The sequence below is a fragment of the Pseudomonas sp. GX19020 genome (genome assembly GCF_023371075.1).
In the GTDB taxonomy this organism is placed as follows: domain Bacteria; phylum Pseudomonadota; class Alphaproteobacteria; order Rhodobacterales; family Rhodobacteraceae; genus Pseudogemmobacter.
The window spans coordinates 44,060-61,132 of record NZ_JAMCCR010000009.1; the positions used below are offsets into that span (position 1 = coordinate 44,060).

At 61.9% G+C, this 17,073-nt stretch carries 13 protein-coding genes; 1 reads left to right on the top strand and 12 read right to left on the bottom strand.

Annotated features, from left to right (window positions below; genetic code table 11):
- From M3484_RS14505 to M3484_RS14565, 12 genes are all read right to left on the bottom strand, one after another.
- The gene (locus M3484_RS14505) at nt 1-1,308 is read right to left on the bottom strand and encodes a nucleotide sugar dehydrogenase (protein ID WP_249497420.1); all 1,308 of its coding nucleotides are present in this window, start codon (nt 1,306-1,308) and stop codon (nt 1-3) included.
- 366 nt (nt 1,309-1,674) lie between these two features.
- Nucleotides 1,675-5,247 carry a M10 family metallopeptidase C-terminal domain-containing protein gene (locus tag M3484_RS23690; RefSeq protein ID WP_283258449.1) on the bottom strand — a complete coding sequence of 1,191 codons (3,573 nt, stop codon included), beginning with the start codon at nt 5,245-5,247 and terminating at the stop codon, nt 1,675-1,677.
- 27 nt (nt 5,248-5,274) lie between these two features.
- On the bottom strand, nt 5,275-5,862 hold the full coding sequence (locus M3484_RS14520) for a hypothetical protein (protein WP_249497421.1): 588 nt from the start codon (nt 5,860-5,862) through the stop codon (nt 5,275-5,277).
- Between the two features lie 45 nt (nt 5,863-5,907).
- Nucleotides 5,908-6,462 (bottom strand): hypothetical protein, encoded by a 555-nt coding sequence (locus tag M3484_RS14525; RefSeq protein ID WP_249497422.1) that lies wholly within the window; start codon nt 6,460-6,462, stop codon nt 5,908-5,910.
- A 105-nt stretch (nt 6,463-6,567) separates the two neighbouring features.
- Nucleotides 6,568-7,650: an endonuclease/exonuclease/phosphatase family protein gene (locus M3484_RS14530; RefSeq protein WP_249497423.1), complete on the bottom strand. Its 1,083-nt coding sequence runs from the start codon at nt 7,648-7,650 to the stop codon at nt 6,568-6,570.
- Nucleotides 7,651-7,653: 3 nt separating this feature from the next.
- Nucleotides 7,654-8,367, bottom strand: a complete 714-nt coding sequence (locus M3484_RS14535) for a molecular chaperone DjiA (protein ID WP_249497424.1) — start codon at nt 8,365-8,367, stop codon at nt 7,654-7,656.
- Between the two features lie 100 nt (nt 8,368-8,467).
- A complete protein-coding gene (locus tag M3484_RS14540) occupies nt 8,468-8,995 on the bottom strand; it encodes a GNAT family N-acetyltransferase (RefSeq protein WP_249497425.1) in 528 nt (175 codons plus the stop codon).
- Nucleotides 8,996-8,998: 3 nt separating this feature from the next.
- A complete protein-coding gene (locus M3484_RS14545) occupies nt 8,999-10,567 on the bottom strand; it encodes a Ppx/GppA family phosphatase (RefSeq protein WP_249497426.1) in 1,569 nt (522 codons plus the stop codon).
- Nucleotides 10,568-10,654: 87 nt separating this feature from the next.
- Nucleotides 10,655-12,865, bottom strand: a complete 2,211-nt coding sequence (locus M3484_RS14550; RefSeq protein WP_249497427.1) for an RNA degradosome polyphosphate kinase — start codon at nt 12,863-12,865, stop codon at nt 10,655-10,657.
- A gap of 94 nt (nt 12,866-12,959) precedes the next feature.
- A complete protein-coding gene (locus M3484_RS14555; RefSeq protein WP_249497428.1) occupies nt 12,960-13,649 on the bottom strand; it encodes a P-loop NTPase family protein in 690 nt (229 codons plus the stop codon).
- On the bottom strand, nt 13,646-14,785 hold the full coding sequence (locus tag M3484_RS14560; protein ID WP_249497429.1) for an AI-2E family transporter: 1,140 nt from the start codon (nt 14,783-14,785) through the stop codon (nt 13,646-13,648). The genes M3484_RS14555 and M3484_RS14560 overlap by 4 nt, the downstream gene beginning before the upstream one ends.
- A gap of 602 nt (nt 14,786-15,387) precedes the next feature.
- The gene (locus M3484_RS14565; RefSeq protein ID WP_249497430.1) at nt 15,388-15,579 is read right to left on the bottom strand and encodes a hypothetical protein; all 192 of its coding nucleotides are present in this window, start codon (nt 15,577-15,579) and stop codon (nt 15,388-15,390) included.
- 120 nt (nt 15,580-15,699) lie between these two features.
- On the opposite strand from M3484_RS14565, the gene proS reads away from it, so the two are divergent.
- Nucleotides 15,700-17,040 carry a proline--tRNA ligase gene (proS, locus tag M3484_RS14570; protein ID WP_092899558.1) on the top strand — a complete coding sequence of 447 codons (1,341 nt, stop codon included), beginning with the start codon at nt 15,700-15,702 and terminating at the stop codon, nt 17,038-17,040.
- Nucleotides 17,041-17,073 lie beyond the last annotated feature (33 nt).

Sequence of the window (17,073 nt, forward strand, 5' to 3'; positions counted from 1 at the left end):
TTACGCCCGGCTTATATTCTCGGCGACCTGACCACGATATTTGCCCCTGGTATCAATCAGAAGGCGCGCATTGTTGCGGATCATCTCATAATCGAAATCGCTGTGATCGGTCAGCAGCACGACCGCGTCATATGAGGCGATCACCTCCGGGCTCAGTGACACAGATTTCAGATCGAACTGATGTTCCCGCATCCTGGGGAAGACCGGCACATTACTGTCTGAATAATCGACCAGAGCCCCCCATTCGCGCAGCCGTTCCATCACGAAAACCGAAGGGCTTTCACGCATGTCATCCACGTCGCGCTTATAGGCGATGCCAAGCGCCAGCACCTTTGCCCCTGCCAGTGATTTCTGCCGCGCGTTCAGCGCCGAAACCAGCCGCGAGATGACATAGTCGGGCATCGCGGCATTGATTTCGCCGGCCAGCTCGATGAAGCGGGTATGCAGCCCGTATTCCCGCGCCTTCCAGGTCAGGTAGAAAGGGTCGATCGGGATGCAGTGACCGCCGATGCCGGGCCCGGGATAGAAGGGGGTGAAGCCGAAGGGCTTGGTCGCCGCCGCGTCGACGACCTCGAAAATATCGAGCCCCATCCGTTCGGCGACGAGCTTCATCTCATTGGCAAGGCCGATATTGACCGAGCGGTGGATATTTTCCAGCAGCTTGACCATCTCGGCGGCGCGGGTCGAGCTGACCGGCACGACGCGGTCAATGAAGGCGCCGTAAAGAGCACTGCCGACATCAAGACAGGCCCGCGTATGGCCGCCGACCACTTTCGGGATGGTCCTTGTGTGGAAGTTGGGATTGCCGGGATCTTCGCGCTCGGGCGAATAGACCAGGAAGAAATCATCGCCCGGGATCAGACCGGCATCGGTGACATAGGGCAGCAGCACTTCGTCGGTCGTGCCGGGCCAGGTGGTGCTTTCGAGCGAGAGAAGCTGGCCCGCCCGCAGATACGGCGCGATACTGTCCATGGTGGCTGTCACGAAGCTCAGATCCGGCTCGCGGAATTTGTTGAGCGGGGTCGGGACGCAGATGAGCAGCGCATCGCATTCGGCGGCGCGGGAAAAGTCAGCTGTCGCTTCGAAGCCGCTTTCGCGCATGGCGGCAATTGCCTGGTGCGGGATATGCTTTATCGGGCTCTGGCCGCTATTCAGCTGCTCTATCCGCTCGGCTGAAACATCAAGACCCAATACCGGAAAGCCGACTTCATTGATGCGCTGCGCGAGTGGTATCCCAACATAGCCGAGGCCGAGGATGCCGATTTTCGCCCGATGGTTCGCGATACTATCTACTAGTTTCTTGATCATAAAACTCTACCTGTCGGTGGCCCTGCTGCCAGAACACCTGATCCCCATTCCGTAAGATCCGGAGCGGCTGCGCAGGAGCAGTATGGAGCCGAAAAGCTGCCTTTCCGGGCAATATACTCTCTGCGCTGTCTCTGCCACCCTGGGGATTTTGACCTGAGCAAAGCTTTGCTTGTGGCCCCGACATTTTCGCAACAACGACGTCGCGCAATGCTTCTACACTGCACCTGTCGCCCGGGGAAATGCGCAGTGTTGAAAGTGCTAACTGCCCGGTTTGGTCAGGAGGTGCTGTCAGAAAGGAATTCGGGTTTGCCGGGTCCCGATGGTCGGGCTGGAAATGTGACCATCGGGACGCGCGCTGCCTGTGGATCAGGTGATCAGGAAGTGACCGGCAGTGAGAGCAGTGTTTGCCGTCACGGTTGCGATCAGCACCATTTCACCCGCGCCAGAGCCATCCGCATCGTAAAAGATCGCGCCGGAACTCTGATTGTAGACGATGCGATGGGCCGCAGTCGTGGCTGCCGCTCCAACCGCAAAGCGCGACGCGTCCAGTGCGCCGACAGTCAGGCTGAAATAGATCGCGTCGTCGAGATGGATGAAGTCATCGGCAATGTTGAAATCACTGATGAGATCGGCATTTGCTACGCCCGGAGCCGTGTTGAACACGAACACATCCCTTCCCGCGCCGCCGATGAGGGTGTCATTGCCCTCACGACCAAAGAGCGTGTCATTCCCAGCCCCGCCAGAGATCATGTTGTTCCCGGCATCGCCCAGAAGCACGTCATTATAGGCCGATCCGACGAGATCCTCGATCTCGAAATAGCGGTCTCCGGCAGCAAAGCCGGTATTGCTGCCCGGTGATTGCAGATCGGCCCGAACGGCGGCGGTCGCGTCACCGTAATGTGCCCGGTCACGGCCCGCGCCGCCATAGAGCAAGTCTGCCCCGGCGCCGCCATAGAGCCAGTCATCTCCGTCGCCGCCGTAAAGCGTGTCATTGCCCTCGCGGCCGTAGATCGCATCAATGCCGCCGACGCCCTGGATCATGTTGTTGCCGGCATCCCCCAGCAGCGTGTCGTTATAGGCCGACCCGACAAGATCCTCGATCTCGAAGAAGCGGTCGCCCGCCGCAAAACCGCTGTTCAGACCCTGCGATTGCAGATCGGCCCGAACGGCTGCAGTCGCGTCGCCATAAAGCGCCCGGTCGCGGCCGGCACCACCATAGAGCCAGTCGGCACCATCGCCACCATAAAGCCAGTCATCTCCGTCGCCGCCGTAAAGCGTGTCATTGCCCGCGCGGCCATAGATAACATCAATGCCGCCGGCGCCCTGGATCATGTTGCTGCCGGCATCCCCCATGAGCGTGTCGTTATAAGTCGATCCGGCAAGATCCTCGATCTCGAAGAAGCGGTCTCCGGCGGCAATGCCGGTATTGTTGCCCGGTGACTGCAGATCGACCCGAACGGCTGCAATCGCGTCGCCATAATGCGCCCGGTCACGACCTGCGCCACCATAGAGCCAGTCGGCACCATCCCCGCCATAAAGCCAGTCATCGCCATCGCCGCCGTAAAGCGTGTCATTGCCTGCGCGGCCATAGATCGCATCAATGCCGCCTGCGCCCTGGATCATGTTGTTGCCGGCATCCCCCAGGAGCGTGTCGTTATAGGCCGACCCGACAAGATCCTCGACCTCGAAGAAGCGGTCTCCGGCAGCAAAGCCGGTATTGCTTCCCGGTGATTGCAGATCGACCCGAACGGCTGCGATCGCGTCGCCATAATGCGCCCGGTCACGGCCCGCGCCACCATAGAGCCAGTCGGCACCATCCCCGCCATAAAGCCAGTCATCGCCATCGCCGCCATAAAGCGTGTCATTGCCTGCGCGGCCATAGATCACGTCGACGCCTGCCGCGCCCAGGATCATATTGCCGGATGCATCGCCCAGCAGCGTGTCGTTATAGGCGGTGCCGGCCAAATCCTCGATGCTGAAATACTGGTCGCCGGCCGCAGCGCCGCTGTTGTTTGTCGTCACCTGCAGATCGGCCCGCACCGCCGCAGTCGCTTCGCCGTAATGGGCGCGGTCACGGCCCGCGCCGCCGTAAAGGTGGTCAGCGCCCGCGCCGCCGTAAAGCCAGTCGTCGCCGTCACCGCCGTAGAGGCTGTCATTACCGAGATTGCCGTAGAGCACATCTGCTCCGCCAAGCCCGTAAATGATGTCATTTCCGGCAAGACCATTGATCGTGTCATTGCCGGCTGTGCCGGTGAGTGTGTCATTCCCCGCCGTGGGTGTGTTGGGCCCGCCGCTTTCGATAAGTGCCAGAATCTGTGCCAGGGTCAGGGTTACGTTCGTGAACTGAAAATTCTCGACGCCGATAAAAGTGTCGACCCCCATACTGGAGGTGATCACCACCTGGGACGCATTGCCGGTGACAGTGATCGAGCCTGAGGCCACGCCCATCACCGCCGTATCGGTGCCCGCGCCGCCGATGATCGTATCATTTCCAGCCCCCGCGTTCAGGAGGTCGTTGCCCGATCCGCCTTCAAGCCGGTTGGCTTCTGCATTCCCGATGATGGTATCATTTCCGCTGCCGCCAATAGCGTTTTCGATCACAGTGCCGCGCGCGATCACCACATTGCCGGTGCCGCCGCCAATATTCGAATATTGAAGCGCGACGAGAGAGATTAACTGGTTCTGGCCGAATACCGAGAAATTAAGCGTATCGTTCCCGCCAGTGTCATAAACGGTGAAGGCAAAGTCGTTGCCCGCATAGATGAGGGGATCTGCCGCCGTCAGGCCGCCCCACATGTTCAGCAATTGCTGGAAGTAACCGCCAATATTGCCGCCAGGCCCCCAGATCGTGTTGCCCGGTTGATAGCCCAGCGATCCCGCGCCATAGAGATTCTGGATTGCGATGATATCAGCCGGCATGATCGTCGCGAGATAGGCGTATGCCGCGGGATCATTCGGGTTATTTTCCTGATTGAAATAGGACATGATCGTGGCCGACCAGCTGTCATTATCGTAAAGGTTGTTAGTGCCCCAGACTGCTGTCCCGTTATAGGGCCCGGCATGTCCGAGGCCGAGCGCATGGCCGATCTCGTGGATATAGGTCTGGACCATATATCCGTTGAGGTTCAGAGTATCCCAGCTGTCATGGACGTTGATAAAGGAATTGATGATCCTGTTGCCTGTCATATCGGACCAGGCATAGGCACCGCTGACATCGGCATCGTTAAAGGTCAGGTCGGCGGCCACCTGAACCGTCAGCTCATATGAACCGGTGCGCGTGCCATAATCCCGGGCCACAAGATAATAGGTGCCGGTGGTGGGCGCGGTGAAGGTGATATATTCGCCTGCTGCGGCGGAAGAGGGATCGTCGGCACTGCTGATCAGAGCGCCGGTGCCGTTGCGAAGTTCCAGATAGGGATCAATCGTGGAGCCGCCGGATCGCGACAGCGAGATCATGTAGGTCTGGCCGGCGACAAGCGTAACCCGATAAAAATCGTTATCGTTTACTGTGCCGATGGTTCCCTGAATGACAGTATTGGTGCCGATTGCGGTGGCAGTCCCGGTGCTGCCGCCCACATCGGTGGTCTCGGTGAAACCCGACGGCACCACGCCAACATTCACGAAACTGATACCGGTCGCTGCGCTCCAGACGTCCAGCGAATATTCGACAATTGCCGCCGCCAGCGGCGAGAGCATCGATGTGCTGTAGGTGAGAATGCGCGCGGCGCTGATATCGAAAGCGCGCCAGGATCCGCCGTTAAAGCCCCAGTATCCGTCGGTCAGATAGCCGGCGATCTGGTCAAGTGTATAGGGCGCCGAACTGCCATTGCCGGCGGGAGGAGCCGGAAGAGTGCCGCCGGCAGATCCGCCGGTATGAGTGTCAAGGATGGATAGCAGGTCTGCCGGAGTGTCGGACTGGGTGGAGCACAAAAAGCACATTCTGATCTCCGAAATAAATGAACTGAGTCAGCCTGCCGGCACAATATCTGCGATGGCACGGCGGTAGACGTTGTTTCTCAATTGTGGCGTCAGTTTGCGATCCATGGCGGAAACGGAGAAATTTTCTGTTTCCAGTCTCGTGCCATCCGCGCCGGTCAGGCTGAGGACCAGGCTGAGATTATTGTCCGTCGCAAGCAGGATCCGGATCTCGAGTGCGGGCGGCGCACTGGCGCCGGCCGCAAGTGTAAAACCATATTGCGGATGAGTGGTCTGCAGCAGGGCCAGCAGCTCTGAGCAGACGATACGGCCTGCGTCTCCATCTGTCCGCCCCGCAATGGTGCAGTAAACTGAGGTCGTCGTGGTCATGGAATCCGCCGCCACCTTGTGCACCATACTGTTTTTGACCAGGTCTGCGGTCTGGGCGCCAACTGAAAAAGCTGAAAGCGGAATTGCCAGTCCGAATATTACAGCAAGTCTGGCGCCGTCTTTCAGGGCTGACCAACGGTGGGGGCGGGCTTGTTTTGATAGGCAACAGGCGGGACGCATCCGTTTGGCACCTTGCTCAACATCGGCACGAAGCACCGGGATAGTTATTTCTTTCGGTGATTCGATCAACGGCAGAATTCTGACCGGATGGTGGTTGCGCCATCTGCTGCTGGCTCAGAGCTCCACCTCGCCATTCGGGCCGGGCAATGGCGGCCAGTTGCGCGGCTTTGGTGCATCTTGGGGCGTTTCCGGCGGTGTCACTTCGGGCCGGGTGTCGTCGCGCCGGCCAGGGGGCAGCGGATCCTTCCGGCGGATCAGGATATCGCCGTTTTCCAGCATCACGGGCATCTCGTAATTCTGTACGTCCTTCATCAGCCGCGCCAGCTCGCGCAGTTGCGGGCCGAGCGCACCGATCTGCGCCTCAAGCTCCGGCATGATCTCGCGGACAGCGCCTTCAAGCTCGGTGATGGAGGGCTCCATCTCGCTTATCAGCCCGCGGAAAAGGAGCTTTGCCCCCTCTTCGATCAGCGAAAAGCCCTTTTCGGTTTCCGCCTCGCGCGGGCCGGTCCCGGTTTCGGCCTCGGCATGAGCCGGGCGCAGATGCGGCAAAGGCAGTGGCGCCATGGCCAGCAGGAAGAGCGCGAGACCGATATTGCGCAGCCCGACGGCTCTCAGCCCGATACTGCCCGCCCCGCGCCGGACGAAGATGCGCCTGAAAATGCTGGCCATTTGGGGTCCTTTCCTGAGGGACGCGAACAGGGGCAGGATAAGTATCGCGCGCGCCTTGCCGGTCGCGCAATTCACAACTCGCTGCGGCGGCGGGCTGTCGCCTGCTCAGAAGGCCAGATCAACTGTGACAGGAAAATGATCCGAGGCCTGAAGCAGCGCCTCGCGCAGCTCTGGCAGGGCCATGATGCGGGGATCCTGGAACGGGTGCCAGATCCGCCATTCCGGTTTCGGGACCATCAGCCCCGGAGAGACCATGACGAAATCCAGCAGTGCCTCGAACCAGCGCTTTTGCGGCGCGAGGTAAAACCGCGCCGTGGTCGGGCAAAAGCCAAAACGCGAACACAGCGCCATATCGGCATTGGGGTCAAAGAGCCGCTGCGCCGGATCGCGATCCTGACCCAGCACGATCTCGACCCCGCTGCGGCCAAAGAGCTTTTCAAATTCATCGAGCCCCGGGCCATCGTTGAAATCGCCCAATACGATGATGTCCTCGCCCCGCGTCAGATGTTCGGTGACGCGTTCGCGGATCCAGATACATTGCGCCAGCTGCTTGCGGCGGTTTTCGATAGAGATGCGGATGCGCGAGGCCTCATTCGTCGCACCATGCGGGTTTTTCGATTTCGCATGGACACCGATCAGCCGCAGGCGGCGCCCGGTGGGCAGGGTCAGCACCAGCTCCAGCGGCGGTTTGGCAAAGCGGATGGTGTCGGGCGTATGATCGGTGTCGAGATCATAGCGGAAAGTGCCGTCAAAGCGCGGCGCTTCGGTGGTCTCGCCCGCGGGCCCGCGTTTGCCGGTCGGCTCGCCGATCGGGTCGTGATGCGCCTGCATTCGGTCGGGGTCATAGAGAAAGGCGATTTCCTGTTCGGTTTCCGATGAAAACCCATGCACCACGCGGCGCGCCCGGAGCCCGTATTTCTGTGCGAACCATTCCAGTGCGCGCACGGTCGACCGTTTCGACGTGGTGTCCGGCCCCTCGATGATCATGATCCCGTCGGCATCCAGCGCGGTGAACACGAGCCCGAGCGCGCCCAGCTGCGCACCGCGGCTGATGCCATAGCGGGCCGAGGACTGGTGATCCTCATAGCCGCGCCCGGAATCGTCGAAGAGCCGGTCGAACCATTCGACATTCCAGGTGGCGATGCGCAGTCCCGGACGCCTGGCAGGGAGGGGGGCAGCGGCAGGCATCGCTCAGGCCGCTTCGCGCCCGGAGAGTTCCTCCCAGGCGGCATTGATGGCGATAAGCCGGCGCTCGGCCAGATGCACCGCTTCGGGTGGCACGCCGCGCGCGGTCATCACATCGGGATGGGTGTCGCGCACCAGCCGTTTCCAGGCGGTGCGGGCCATGTCGATACTGGCGCCATGCGGGATGCCCAGCACATCATGCGGATCGCGCGGCGCGCCTTCGACCAGACGCGCGCGGACCGCGTTGAAACAGCCGTCATCCAGCCCGAAAATGCCCGCGACATGGCGGAGGAAATCATCTTCGCCCGGGTGGTAATTGCCATCGGCCAGCGCGATCTGGAACAGTGCCTCAAGCACATCAAGCAGCACATGGTGGTCATCGGCGCAGAGCCGGCGCTCTTCGGGGTTGAAGAGATGCGCGATTTTGCGGGCGTAAGCGTCAAAGCCCGCGATATCCTCGCGCGCGAGGTTGAAGACGCGGGCGGCATGGGCCTCTTCTCCATCGGGAACCGTGAAGATGCGGCGGAAGGCAGTGACCTCTTCGCGCGAGACTTCGCCATCCGCCTTGGCCATTTTGGCGCCAAGGGCGATCACCGCGATGGTGAACCCGATGGATTTCTCGGGGCTGGTTTCGCCGCGCAGGCGTTCAAAAACCACGGAAAGTGGCTCGCCCCGGACAAGGGCGGCAAGGGCTTCGGCAATGCGGGTCCAGATTGACATGCAATCACGATATCGCGGGGAAAAGAGAATGTCCGGTCAGAATAATGCGCCATCACGACATTCTCATATCGCGGAGAGACAAAGCTAACGGACCAGAGGTTTACAATTCCTTGGCCAGCAGGATCAGGTCGAGATAGCGGCCGAATTTGAACCCCGCGCCGGGGATGGTGCCGCAATGGCGGTAACCGAGTGCCTTGTGGAAAAGCCGCGCCGAAGGGTTCTCGCCCGAGACCGCCGCCACCATCAGATGCGCGCCCCGCGCTTTCGCATGGGCTTCCACCGTAGCCATCAGGGCGCGCCCCGCCCCGCGCCCGCGGGCTTCGGGGGCGAGGATCACGGTGTGTTCCATGCTGCGGGCATAACCGGCCCCGGCGCGAAACTGGCTGTAGCTGGCAAATCCAAGCAGATCACCGCCGCTGTTACGGGCGACAAAAAAGCCGTGTCCGGCGGCGCTGCGGTCGCGGATCAGAGCCGCGACCTCGGAGGCACTGCGCGGCGTGGGGACAAAGGTGATCGCGGTATCGCGGATCCAGGGCGCCCAGAGCGCGGCAATCGCGGCGCTGTCTTCGGGCACGGCCTCCAGGATGCGCAGATCTGCGGGGGCCGCATCCGGCGCGGTTTCTGGCATCGCTCAGTTCCTGACGGCCGGGGTGACCTTTGATTTTGCCTTCAGCGCCGTGGTCAGTGAGGCAAACCGTGCCTGGGCCACTTCGCCAAAGAGATCCTCGCCGTCCTGCGTCAGTTCCAGCCCGAGCAGCCGCTTTTTCGGCGACCAGGTCAGGCGTCCGGCCTGGGCCGGATCATCCGCCGCAAACATCGCCCCAAAGCGCAAAGCCTTGCCCAGCACCTCGGCGAGGCGCAGATCCTCGTCATTCAGGAGCCGGAACAACGCCTCCATCCGGTTGCCGGCGCGGCTGTTCTTGTAGCGATGCAAGAGCGACAGGCCCAGGAAGACGCGGCCCGGATGATCGAGGCCGCCGAGATTGGCGCGGGTCGCATTGTCGAAACAGGCCTCGGCGCGGTAATCGGGATGCGCGCGCCATGTGGTGTCATGCAGCAGACAGGCCGCCTTGATCAGCCGCATCCGCTCGGCACTTTCACCTTTGAACAGCGGCAGCAGGAATTCGTATAGCTTTTTGCCCAGCCCCGGAATGCGGGCCTGGCTGCGTTCGGTCAGCCGTGCCGCCTCGATCAGCGGATCCCGTTCGCGCAGCCGTTCGGGCATCTGCTCATATAAAAGCCCCTCGCGGATGCCATAGGCAGAAATGTCGATCTCGCGCGGCTTCAGCACTTTGATCAGCTCGCGCAGTACCTCGCAGGCGATCGGCACCAGTTCCATCCGTTCGACCGAGGTGCCGGTGCGGGCGCGCAACACCGCCAGATCCGAAGCCGCGATCCAGTCCAGCGTGTCCAGAAGGCTTTCCGGCGTCATGCGGTATTCATGCAGCACCAGAAGCGGATAGTTCCGCCGCTCCATATCAAGGCGCGCGATCACCCGCCAGGAGCCACCGACAAGATAGATCCGCTCGCCTTCGGATTTCACCTGCGCCTGCACGTCTTTCAGCACGCGGTCGATATGGGCCTCGCGCTTTTTCACGCCGCCCTCAAGCTGCAGCAGCCGGAACGGGCCAAGCTGGGTCGAGACGCGTTTGCCGACCTTGCCATCGCCGATCCGCGCCAGTTCCATCGAATTGCCGCCGATATCGCAGACAAGGCCCTTGGCATCGGGCCAGCCCAAAAGCACCCCCTGGGCCGAAAGCCGCGCCTCCTCGGGTCCGTCGACCACATGCAGCTTCAGCCCGGTTTCGCGCAGCACATCGGCCTGAAATTCAGGCCCGTCTTTCGCCTCGCGGGTGGCCGCGGTGGCGACCACGGTCAGGGGGCCGATCTCCATCCCTTTGGCCAGAAGCGCAAAGCGTTTGAGCGCCTTCAATGCCCGGACCCGGCCTTCGGGGTTCAGATAGCCGGTCTGAACAAGGCCTTTGCCAAGCCCGCACATGATCTTTTCATTGTAGAAATAGGCCGGGCTGCGGGCCGCACCATCAAAGACCACCATCCGGACCGAGTTCGACCCCACATCCACCACGCCGACCCTGGACAGCGCCCGCGCGCCGTCGTCCAGAAAGAGCGGGCGGCCAAAGGGGGCCCATTCTTCCTCATGCTGTGCGGCGGCGGGGCGGGGCTGGGTGTCAGGGCTCATCGCATCTCACGGATCATCAGGTCTTCTGTTTTGCGCCTCAGCGGGGCCAGGTCAACCGTCAGTCTGCCGCAACCCCCGGATCAGGCCTCAGCCGGACCCGGTTTTCGCGGCAGCCCCCGTCTCCTCGTCGCGCCCGCAAAGGATACGCGGCGCATCCTTTGCCCCGGCGGTACCCCGGCCCGAAAGCGACGGGTTCTCCATGAAGAAGCGGTGGCAGTTGAAGAGGGATCCATCGGCCGCCCCCAGATCGCGGCGGTAGCGCCCATCGGCGGAGAGGACCCAGCTTTGTGCCTCATCCGCAAGGTTTGCCGCCATGATCTGCGACAGGATCTGGCTTTTGACCGTCGGGTTGATCGCTTCGACCAGGGTCTCGACGCGGCGGGTGAGGTTTCGGCCCATCCAGTCGGCGGAAGAGATAAAGACCCGCGCCTTTTGCGACGGCAGGCCAAAGCCATTGCCGAAACAGACGATGCGCGAATGCTCGAGAAAACGCCCGACGATTGATTTCACCCGGATGTTTTCCGACAGGCCTTTGACGCCCGGCCGGAGCCCGCAGATGCCGCGGATCACGAGGCTGATCTTCACCCCCGCCTGGGAGGCGGCATAAAGCGCGTCGATCACATCGGCGTCGATCACCGAATTCATCTTGGCCCAGATCCCGGCGGGGCGGCCCGCGCGGGCGTGATCGGCCTCGGCCGCGATCAGCTCGATCAAACGGGGTTTCAGCGAGATCGGCGAGATCGAGAGGTTTTCCAGCCCCTGGGGCTGCACATAGCCCGAAAGGTAGTTGAACACCTTGGTCGCATCGCGCCCGAGCGCCGCATCGCAGGTGAACAGCGAGAGGTCGGTATAGATCTTGGCGGTGATCGGGTGGTAATTGCCGGTGCCGTAATGGGTATAGGTGACCAGGCTGTCGCCTTCGCGCCGCACCACGGTCGAGATCTTCGCGTGGGTTTTCAGGTTCATGAACCCGTAAACCACATGGGCACCCGACCGTTCCAGCCGACGTGACTGGCGGATATTCGCGGCCTCGTCAAAGCGCGCTTTCAGCTCGACCAGCGCCGTGACCGATTTGCCTGCCTCGGCCGCCTCGCACAAAGCCGAGACGATGGGGCTGTCCCAGGAGGTGCGATACAGCGTCTGTTTGATCGCCACCACATTGGGGTCGCGCGCCGCCTGTTCCAGAAAGCGGATCACGGTGTCGAAGGTTTCGTAAGGATGATGCAGCAGCATATCCTTTTGCTTGATCGCGGCGAAAATATTGCCCTCATGGTCGCGCACCCGTTCCGGCACGCGCGGGCTGAAGGGCGGCCACAAGAGATCGGGGCGCGAATTCAGCACCAGCGCTTTCAGATCGGCGATGCCGATCAGGCCACGCACCTCGATCACCTCATCCTCGTCGGCGTCGATCTCCTGCATGATCAGCTGCCGCAGTTCGGGCGGTGCGCCCGCCGACATTTTCAGCCGGATCACCTCGCCGCGACGGCGGCGTTTCAGCGCGGTCTCGAATTCGCGGACAAGGTCTTCGGCCTCTTCCTCGACCTCAAGATCGCTGTCCCTCAGCACGCGGAAGGTGCAATGCCCGCGATCCGAAAAGCCGGGGAACAGCATGTCGAGATGCAGGAGCAGCAGCTCTTCCAGCGGCAGGAACCGGTCCTGGCCGGGATTGCCCGGCAGCTGGACAAAGCGCGAGACCTGTTGCGGGATCGGAAGCAGCGCATTCAGCCGGCGCCGGTCCGAGGTGCGCTCCAGCTCCAGCGCCAGCGAAAAGCCGGTATTGGGGATGAAGGGGAAAGGGTGCGCCGGGTCGATGGCCAGCGGCGACAGCACCGGAAAAACATTCGAGAGAAAGTATTCCTCAAGGAATTTCAGATCGCGCACATTCAGCTTGGACCGGGTCAGCAGGATGATCCCGACCTCTTCCATCTCGGCGCGCAGTTTCTTGAAGGTGGTCTGTTGCACCTGCATCAGACGCCGCGCATCGGCGCTGATCAGTTCCAGCTGTTCGGCGGGGGTGCGGCCATCTTCGGAAAAGACGTTATTGCCCGTGCGTTTCAGGGCCCGCAGACCCGCCACGCGGACGGTGTAGAATTCATCAAGATTGGTCGCCGAGATTGACAGAAACCGCAGCCGTTCCAACAGCGGCACGGCAGGGTTTGCCGCCTCTTCCAGGACGCGCCAGTTGAATGCAAGCCAGCTGAGCTCGCGGTTGAAAAAGCGTTTCGGCCCATGAATCTCGTCATCCGGGAGGGTGACAATCGCGGGGGCGGTCGTTTTGAGAAAATCTGCCTGTGTCATTTCGCGGCTTATATGTCGGCGCTTCCGGGAAGGGTTGTGAAGTTTATGAAACTTATATGTAACCGAATAATGTCATCCGGCTACGGGCAGGGGATTATTCCGGCAGCGTTTCGCCCAGGATCTCGGCCGCAAGCCGCAGGCCCGGGGCGCAGCCCCGCTCCAGCGCCAGCTCGTCCATCCGGCTGACCAGCACGCGCGCCGCCCGGATCGAGCGCGGCATCCGCGCAATGGCCCAGGGGATCAGGTTCGCCGGCGGCTGCAGCTGCCGGTCGGCAAAGAGCTTTACCAGCACCCCGTTCAGCAGCGCATCATCAGGCGCCTCGATCCGCGTCACCGCCGCAGCCTGGAGGCGCGAGAGCAGATCCGGCAGGGTCAGGCCCCAGTCGCGCGGCGGGGTCTTGCCGGTTACCAGCAGCCTTCCCTGCGGCAAAAGCAGGTTATGGAGATGGAACAGCGCCGTCTCGGCCGCGCGGTCGCCGGCGATCTGGTCCGCGTCCTCGATCGCGACCACGCCGGACGCGGCGAGTTCGGGCAGATCCTGATCGGATTGCAGCTGCGCCAGATCCCGCGCGGCCAAGCGCGGCGCGGCGGTTGATCCGGCCCAGATCGCGGCGAGATGCGACTTTCCCGACCCTTCGGGCCCGATCAGCAGCATCTTGCCGCCTGGCCAGTCGCGCCAGCGGTCAATCGCGCAAAGCGCCAGCGCGGTTGCAGGGGTGACGATATAATCCTCGCGCCCGAGATTCTCCTGGGGCGGCAGGTGAAAGGCGAGTTGTCTGCTCACGCCTCGTCTCCGCTTTCTGCGCGGTCCGCGTCTTTAAGGGGCGATCTGCGGCTGCGCGCTGGTTGTGTCGGAAGTGGATTTGCGGACTGTTCTCCGATGAAAAGCGGGCTGTTCTGATACTGAGCGACGCCAAAGCGCACCAACACCCCGATCACCGCCGCAACCGGAACGGCCACCAGCATGCCCACAAAGCCAAAGAGCGAGCCAAAGGCCGAAAGCGCCAGCAAAAGCCAGACCGGGTGCAGCCCGACCGATTGCCCCACCAGCTTGGGCGACAGGATATTGCCCTCGGCAAACTGGCCCACCGCGAAAATCGCCACAATGATGCCGATCGAAAACCAGTCGCCCCAGAACTGGAACAGCGCAAGGCCGATGGCGAGGACGCCGCCAAACAGCGCGCCGATATAAGGGATGAAGGTGATCGCCCCGGCCAGCGCGCCGACGATCAGCCCATATTGCAGCCCTGCCGCCATCAGCGCGATGGCGTAGAAAGCGCCAAGGATCAGGCAGACCATGACCTGTCCGCGCAGGAACCCTGCCAGCGTCACGTCGATTTCAGAGGCGATCTGGCGAATGCTGTCGATATGCTGGCGCGGCAACAGCGCATCGGTGCGGGCGATCATCCGGTCCCAGTCCAGCAGCAGATAAAAGGTCACGACCGGCGCCACCAGCAGGACAAGAACGATCGACACCGCGCCGAATGCGGTCTGGATCAGCCCCCCCACGACCTTGCCGCCCTGCGCCTTCACCGTCTCGCCAAGTTCGGCAAGCGTCTGGCGCAGGGTCGAGGTGCGGTCGGCCAGTTCGGGGAAACGGTCCACGAGGAAGCCCTGCAGCTTTTTGGATATCTCGGGCGCGGATTCGATCAGCGCCATCAGCTGCTGGATCAGGGTCGGGATGATCGACAGAACAAGAAGCACGAAGATCAGCACCGCGACCAGCGCGATCACCGAAGTCGCCACCACGCGGCTCAGCCCCAGCCGCTCCAGCCGGTCGGCGACCGGATCGAGGAAATAGGCCAGCGCCGCCCCGAGGACGAAAGGCAAAAGCACATCGCCAAGCAGCCAGAGGAGCACGATCAGCACCAGCCCCGCGATTGCCCAGTATTTCGCCTGTGTCTGGATCGGCAGTGACATGGCAGACCTTTCCCTCGTTACGGGGAGAGATATTGCCGTGGAACGCTGCGGGCGCAAGGGGAAGGGCAGGGATGGGCGGGGTCAGCCCTCATTGGGCCAGCCGGAGAGCTTATAGTGTCTCAGCCAGAGGTTCAGAAGCTCATGGCATTGCAATCCCTAATTCGTACCCTGCTCATATCAGCAGCCTGGAGAGTAAGTGATGGTGTGACGACAGTGCCGAAACCGCGAATTCGCCCCCAGGGAGTAATGTGCGCCATCGGGTCGGGTGCCATGCATTACTGTCGCGCTCGGATTGGCAAGATTCAGCTGGCATCGGGACATCCGGGCGCCGGTCAGGTCGGTTGGGTAAAACTTCGCTGCCTCGAACCGCTATCCCTGCATGTGCGCGCCGGAGAAGTTTCCGCTCGTCAGGAACAGGCCATCGAAGTCCACCGAGCGCGGGCGAGGCGATATTTCTGTTTTGCCTCCCCTTCAGCTTGTGAGGAGTTTCGACGGCACGGAACATCTGTTGCGATTCGCAAATCCAGTCGGGGCGATTTGGATTTTATGGGCGGACAGGTTCAGGTGCAGGAGGGTTTTGCCATCTTCGCCAGTGCCGGTTTTCACTGTCTTTTCCACACCGGGTTGCTCGACCGCTTTGCCGATGCGGTCGGTGAAAAGGCGAGGAAGGGCGGCAGGGGAACACCTTGCGACAGCAGGAGGCTAAGGGCCTTAATCACGGCCAGCAGGAGCAGCATTTCCCGGGTGAGAGAGAGGGTGAAAAGGATCCTGGTGATGCAATCACCGGCTTCCATGGCTCGGCACTGCGGAGAATGCGTCGATATGCAGGTTCTGCGCTCTCTTGCCCGCAAGGGGGCCAGCCGCTAGGAACGGGGGCGAATACCTGCCGCCACATCTGAGCCAAAGAGGCCGCCATGCGTCTGTCGCGCTACTTTCTGCCCGTTCTGAAAGAAGATCCCAAAGAGGCCCAGATCGTCTCGCACCGCTATATGCTGCGCGCGGGCATGATCAAGCAGCAGGCCGCCGGCATCTATTCCTGGCTGCCGCTGGGGTTGCGCGTTCTGAACCGCATCGCGCAGATCGTGAATGAGGAACAGGTGCGCGCAGGGCATATTCCGGTGCTGATGCCGACGATGCAGCCCGCCGATCTTTGGCGCGAAAGCGGCCGCTATGACGCTTATGGCGCCGAGATGCTGCGCATCAAAGACCGCCATGAGCGCGATATGCTCTATGGGCCGACCAATGAGGAGATGATCACCGACATCTTCCGCGCCCATGTGAACAGCTACAAAGACCTGCCGCTGACGCTGTACCAGATCCAGTGGAAGTTCCGCGATGAGGTCCGCCCGCGTTTCGGCGTCATGCGCGGCCGCGAGTTCTATATGAAAGACGGCTATAATTTCGACGTCGACAAGGATTCGGCGCTGCATGCCTATAAGCGCCATATGGTCAGCTATCTGCGCACCTATGAACGTATGGGCCTGACCGCGATCCCGATGCGCGCCGATTCTGGCCCGATCGGCGGCGACAATACGCATGAATTCCTCGTGCTGGCGAATACCGGCGAGAGCGAAGTCTTTTATGATGACCGCGTGACCGGGCTGAAACTCGGGAACCGCGAGGTCGATTACGACAATCGCGAAGAGGTCGATGGCGTCTGCAAAGAGTTCACCACGCTTTATGCCCGCACCGATGAGACCCATGATGCGGGTCTTTTCGACCAGATCCCGGAAGAGCACCGCAAGGTCGGGCGCGGTATCGAGGTTGGCCAGATCTTCTATTTCGGCACCAAATATTCCGAAGCGATGGGCGCGACCGTCGTGACCAAGGACGGGACGAAAGTGCCGGTCGAAATGGGCTCGCACGGAATCGGCGTTTCGCGTCTTCTGGGCGCGATCATCGAGGCCAGCCATGATGACAAGGGCATCATCTGGCCCGAAGGCGTGACGCCTTTCCCGGTCGGGATCGTGAATCTCAAGCAAGGCGATGCGGCGGCGGATGCAGCCTGCGCCAGCCTTGAAAAGGCGCTGCTCGCGAAGGGGCTGGAGCCGCTTTACGACGATCGTGACGATCGGGCGGGTGCAAAATTCGCCACGATGGATATGATCGGTCTGCCCTGGCGGATCACCGTCGGCCCGCGCGGTCTGGCGAATGGCGTGGTCGAACTCACCTCGCGCCGCACGGGCGAGAGCGAAGAGCTGACGCCGGAGGCCGCCGTCGCCCGGATCGAAGAAATCTACGCCCCCCATCGCTGAGGGCGCGCGCGGCCCGGGTCTCTGGCCCGGGCC

Coding starts and splice junctions, on each gene's coding strand:
- M3484_RS14505 (WP_249497420.1), bottom strand. CDS start 1,308: ATGATCAAGAAACTAGTAGATAGTATCGCGAACCATCGGGCGAAAATC.
- M3484_RS23690 (WP_283258449.1), bottom strand. CDS start 5,247: ATGTGCTTTTTGTGCTCCACCCAGTCCGACACTCCGGCAGACCTGCTA.
- M3484_RS14525 (WP_249497422.1), bottom strand. CDS start 6,462: ATGGCCAGCATTTTCAGGCGCATCTTCGTCCGGCGCGGGGCGGGCAGT.
- M3484_RS14530 (WP_249497423.1), bottom strand. CDS start 7,650: ATGCCTGCCGCTGCCCCCCTCCCTGCCAGGCGTCCGGGACTGCGCATC.
- M3484_RS14535 (WP_249497424.1), bottom strand. CDS start 8,367: ATGTCAATCTGGACCCGCATTGCCGAAGCCCTTGCCGCCCTTGTCCGG.
- M3484_RS14540 (WP_249497425.1), bottom strand. CDS start 8,995: ATGCCAGAAACCGCGCCGGATGCGGCCCCCGCAGATCTGCGCATCCTG.
- M3484_RS14545 (WP_249497426.1), bottom strand. CDS start 10,567: ATGAGCCCTGACACCCAGCCCCGCCCCGCCGCCGCACAGCATGAGGAA.
- M3484_RS14550 (WP_249497427.1), bottom strand. CDS start 12,865: ATGACACAGGCAGATTTTCTCAAAACGACCGCCCCCGCGATTGTCACC.
- M3484_RS14560 (WP_249497429.1), bottom strand. CDS start 14,785: ATGTCACTGCCGATCCAGACACAGGCGAAATACTGGGCAATCGCGGGG.
- M3484_RS14565 (WP_249497430.1), bottom strand. CDS start 15,579: ATGGAAGCCGGTGATTGCATCACCAGGATCCTTTTCACCCTCTCTCTC.
- proS (WP_092899558.1), top strand. CDS start 15,700: ATGCGTCTGTCGCGCTACTTTCTGCCCGTTCTGAAAGAAGATCCCAAA.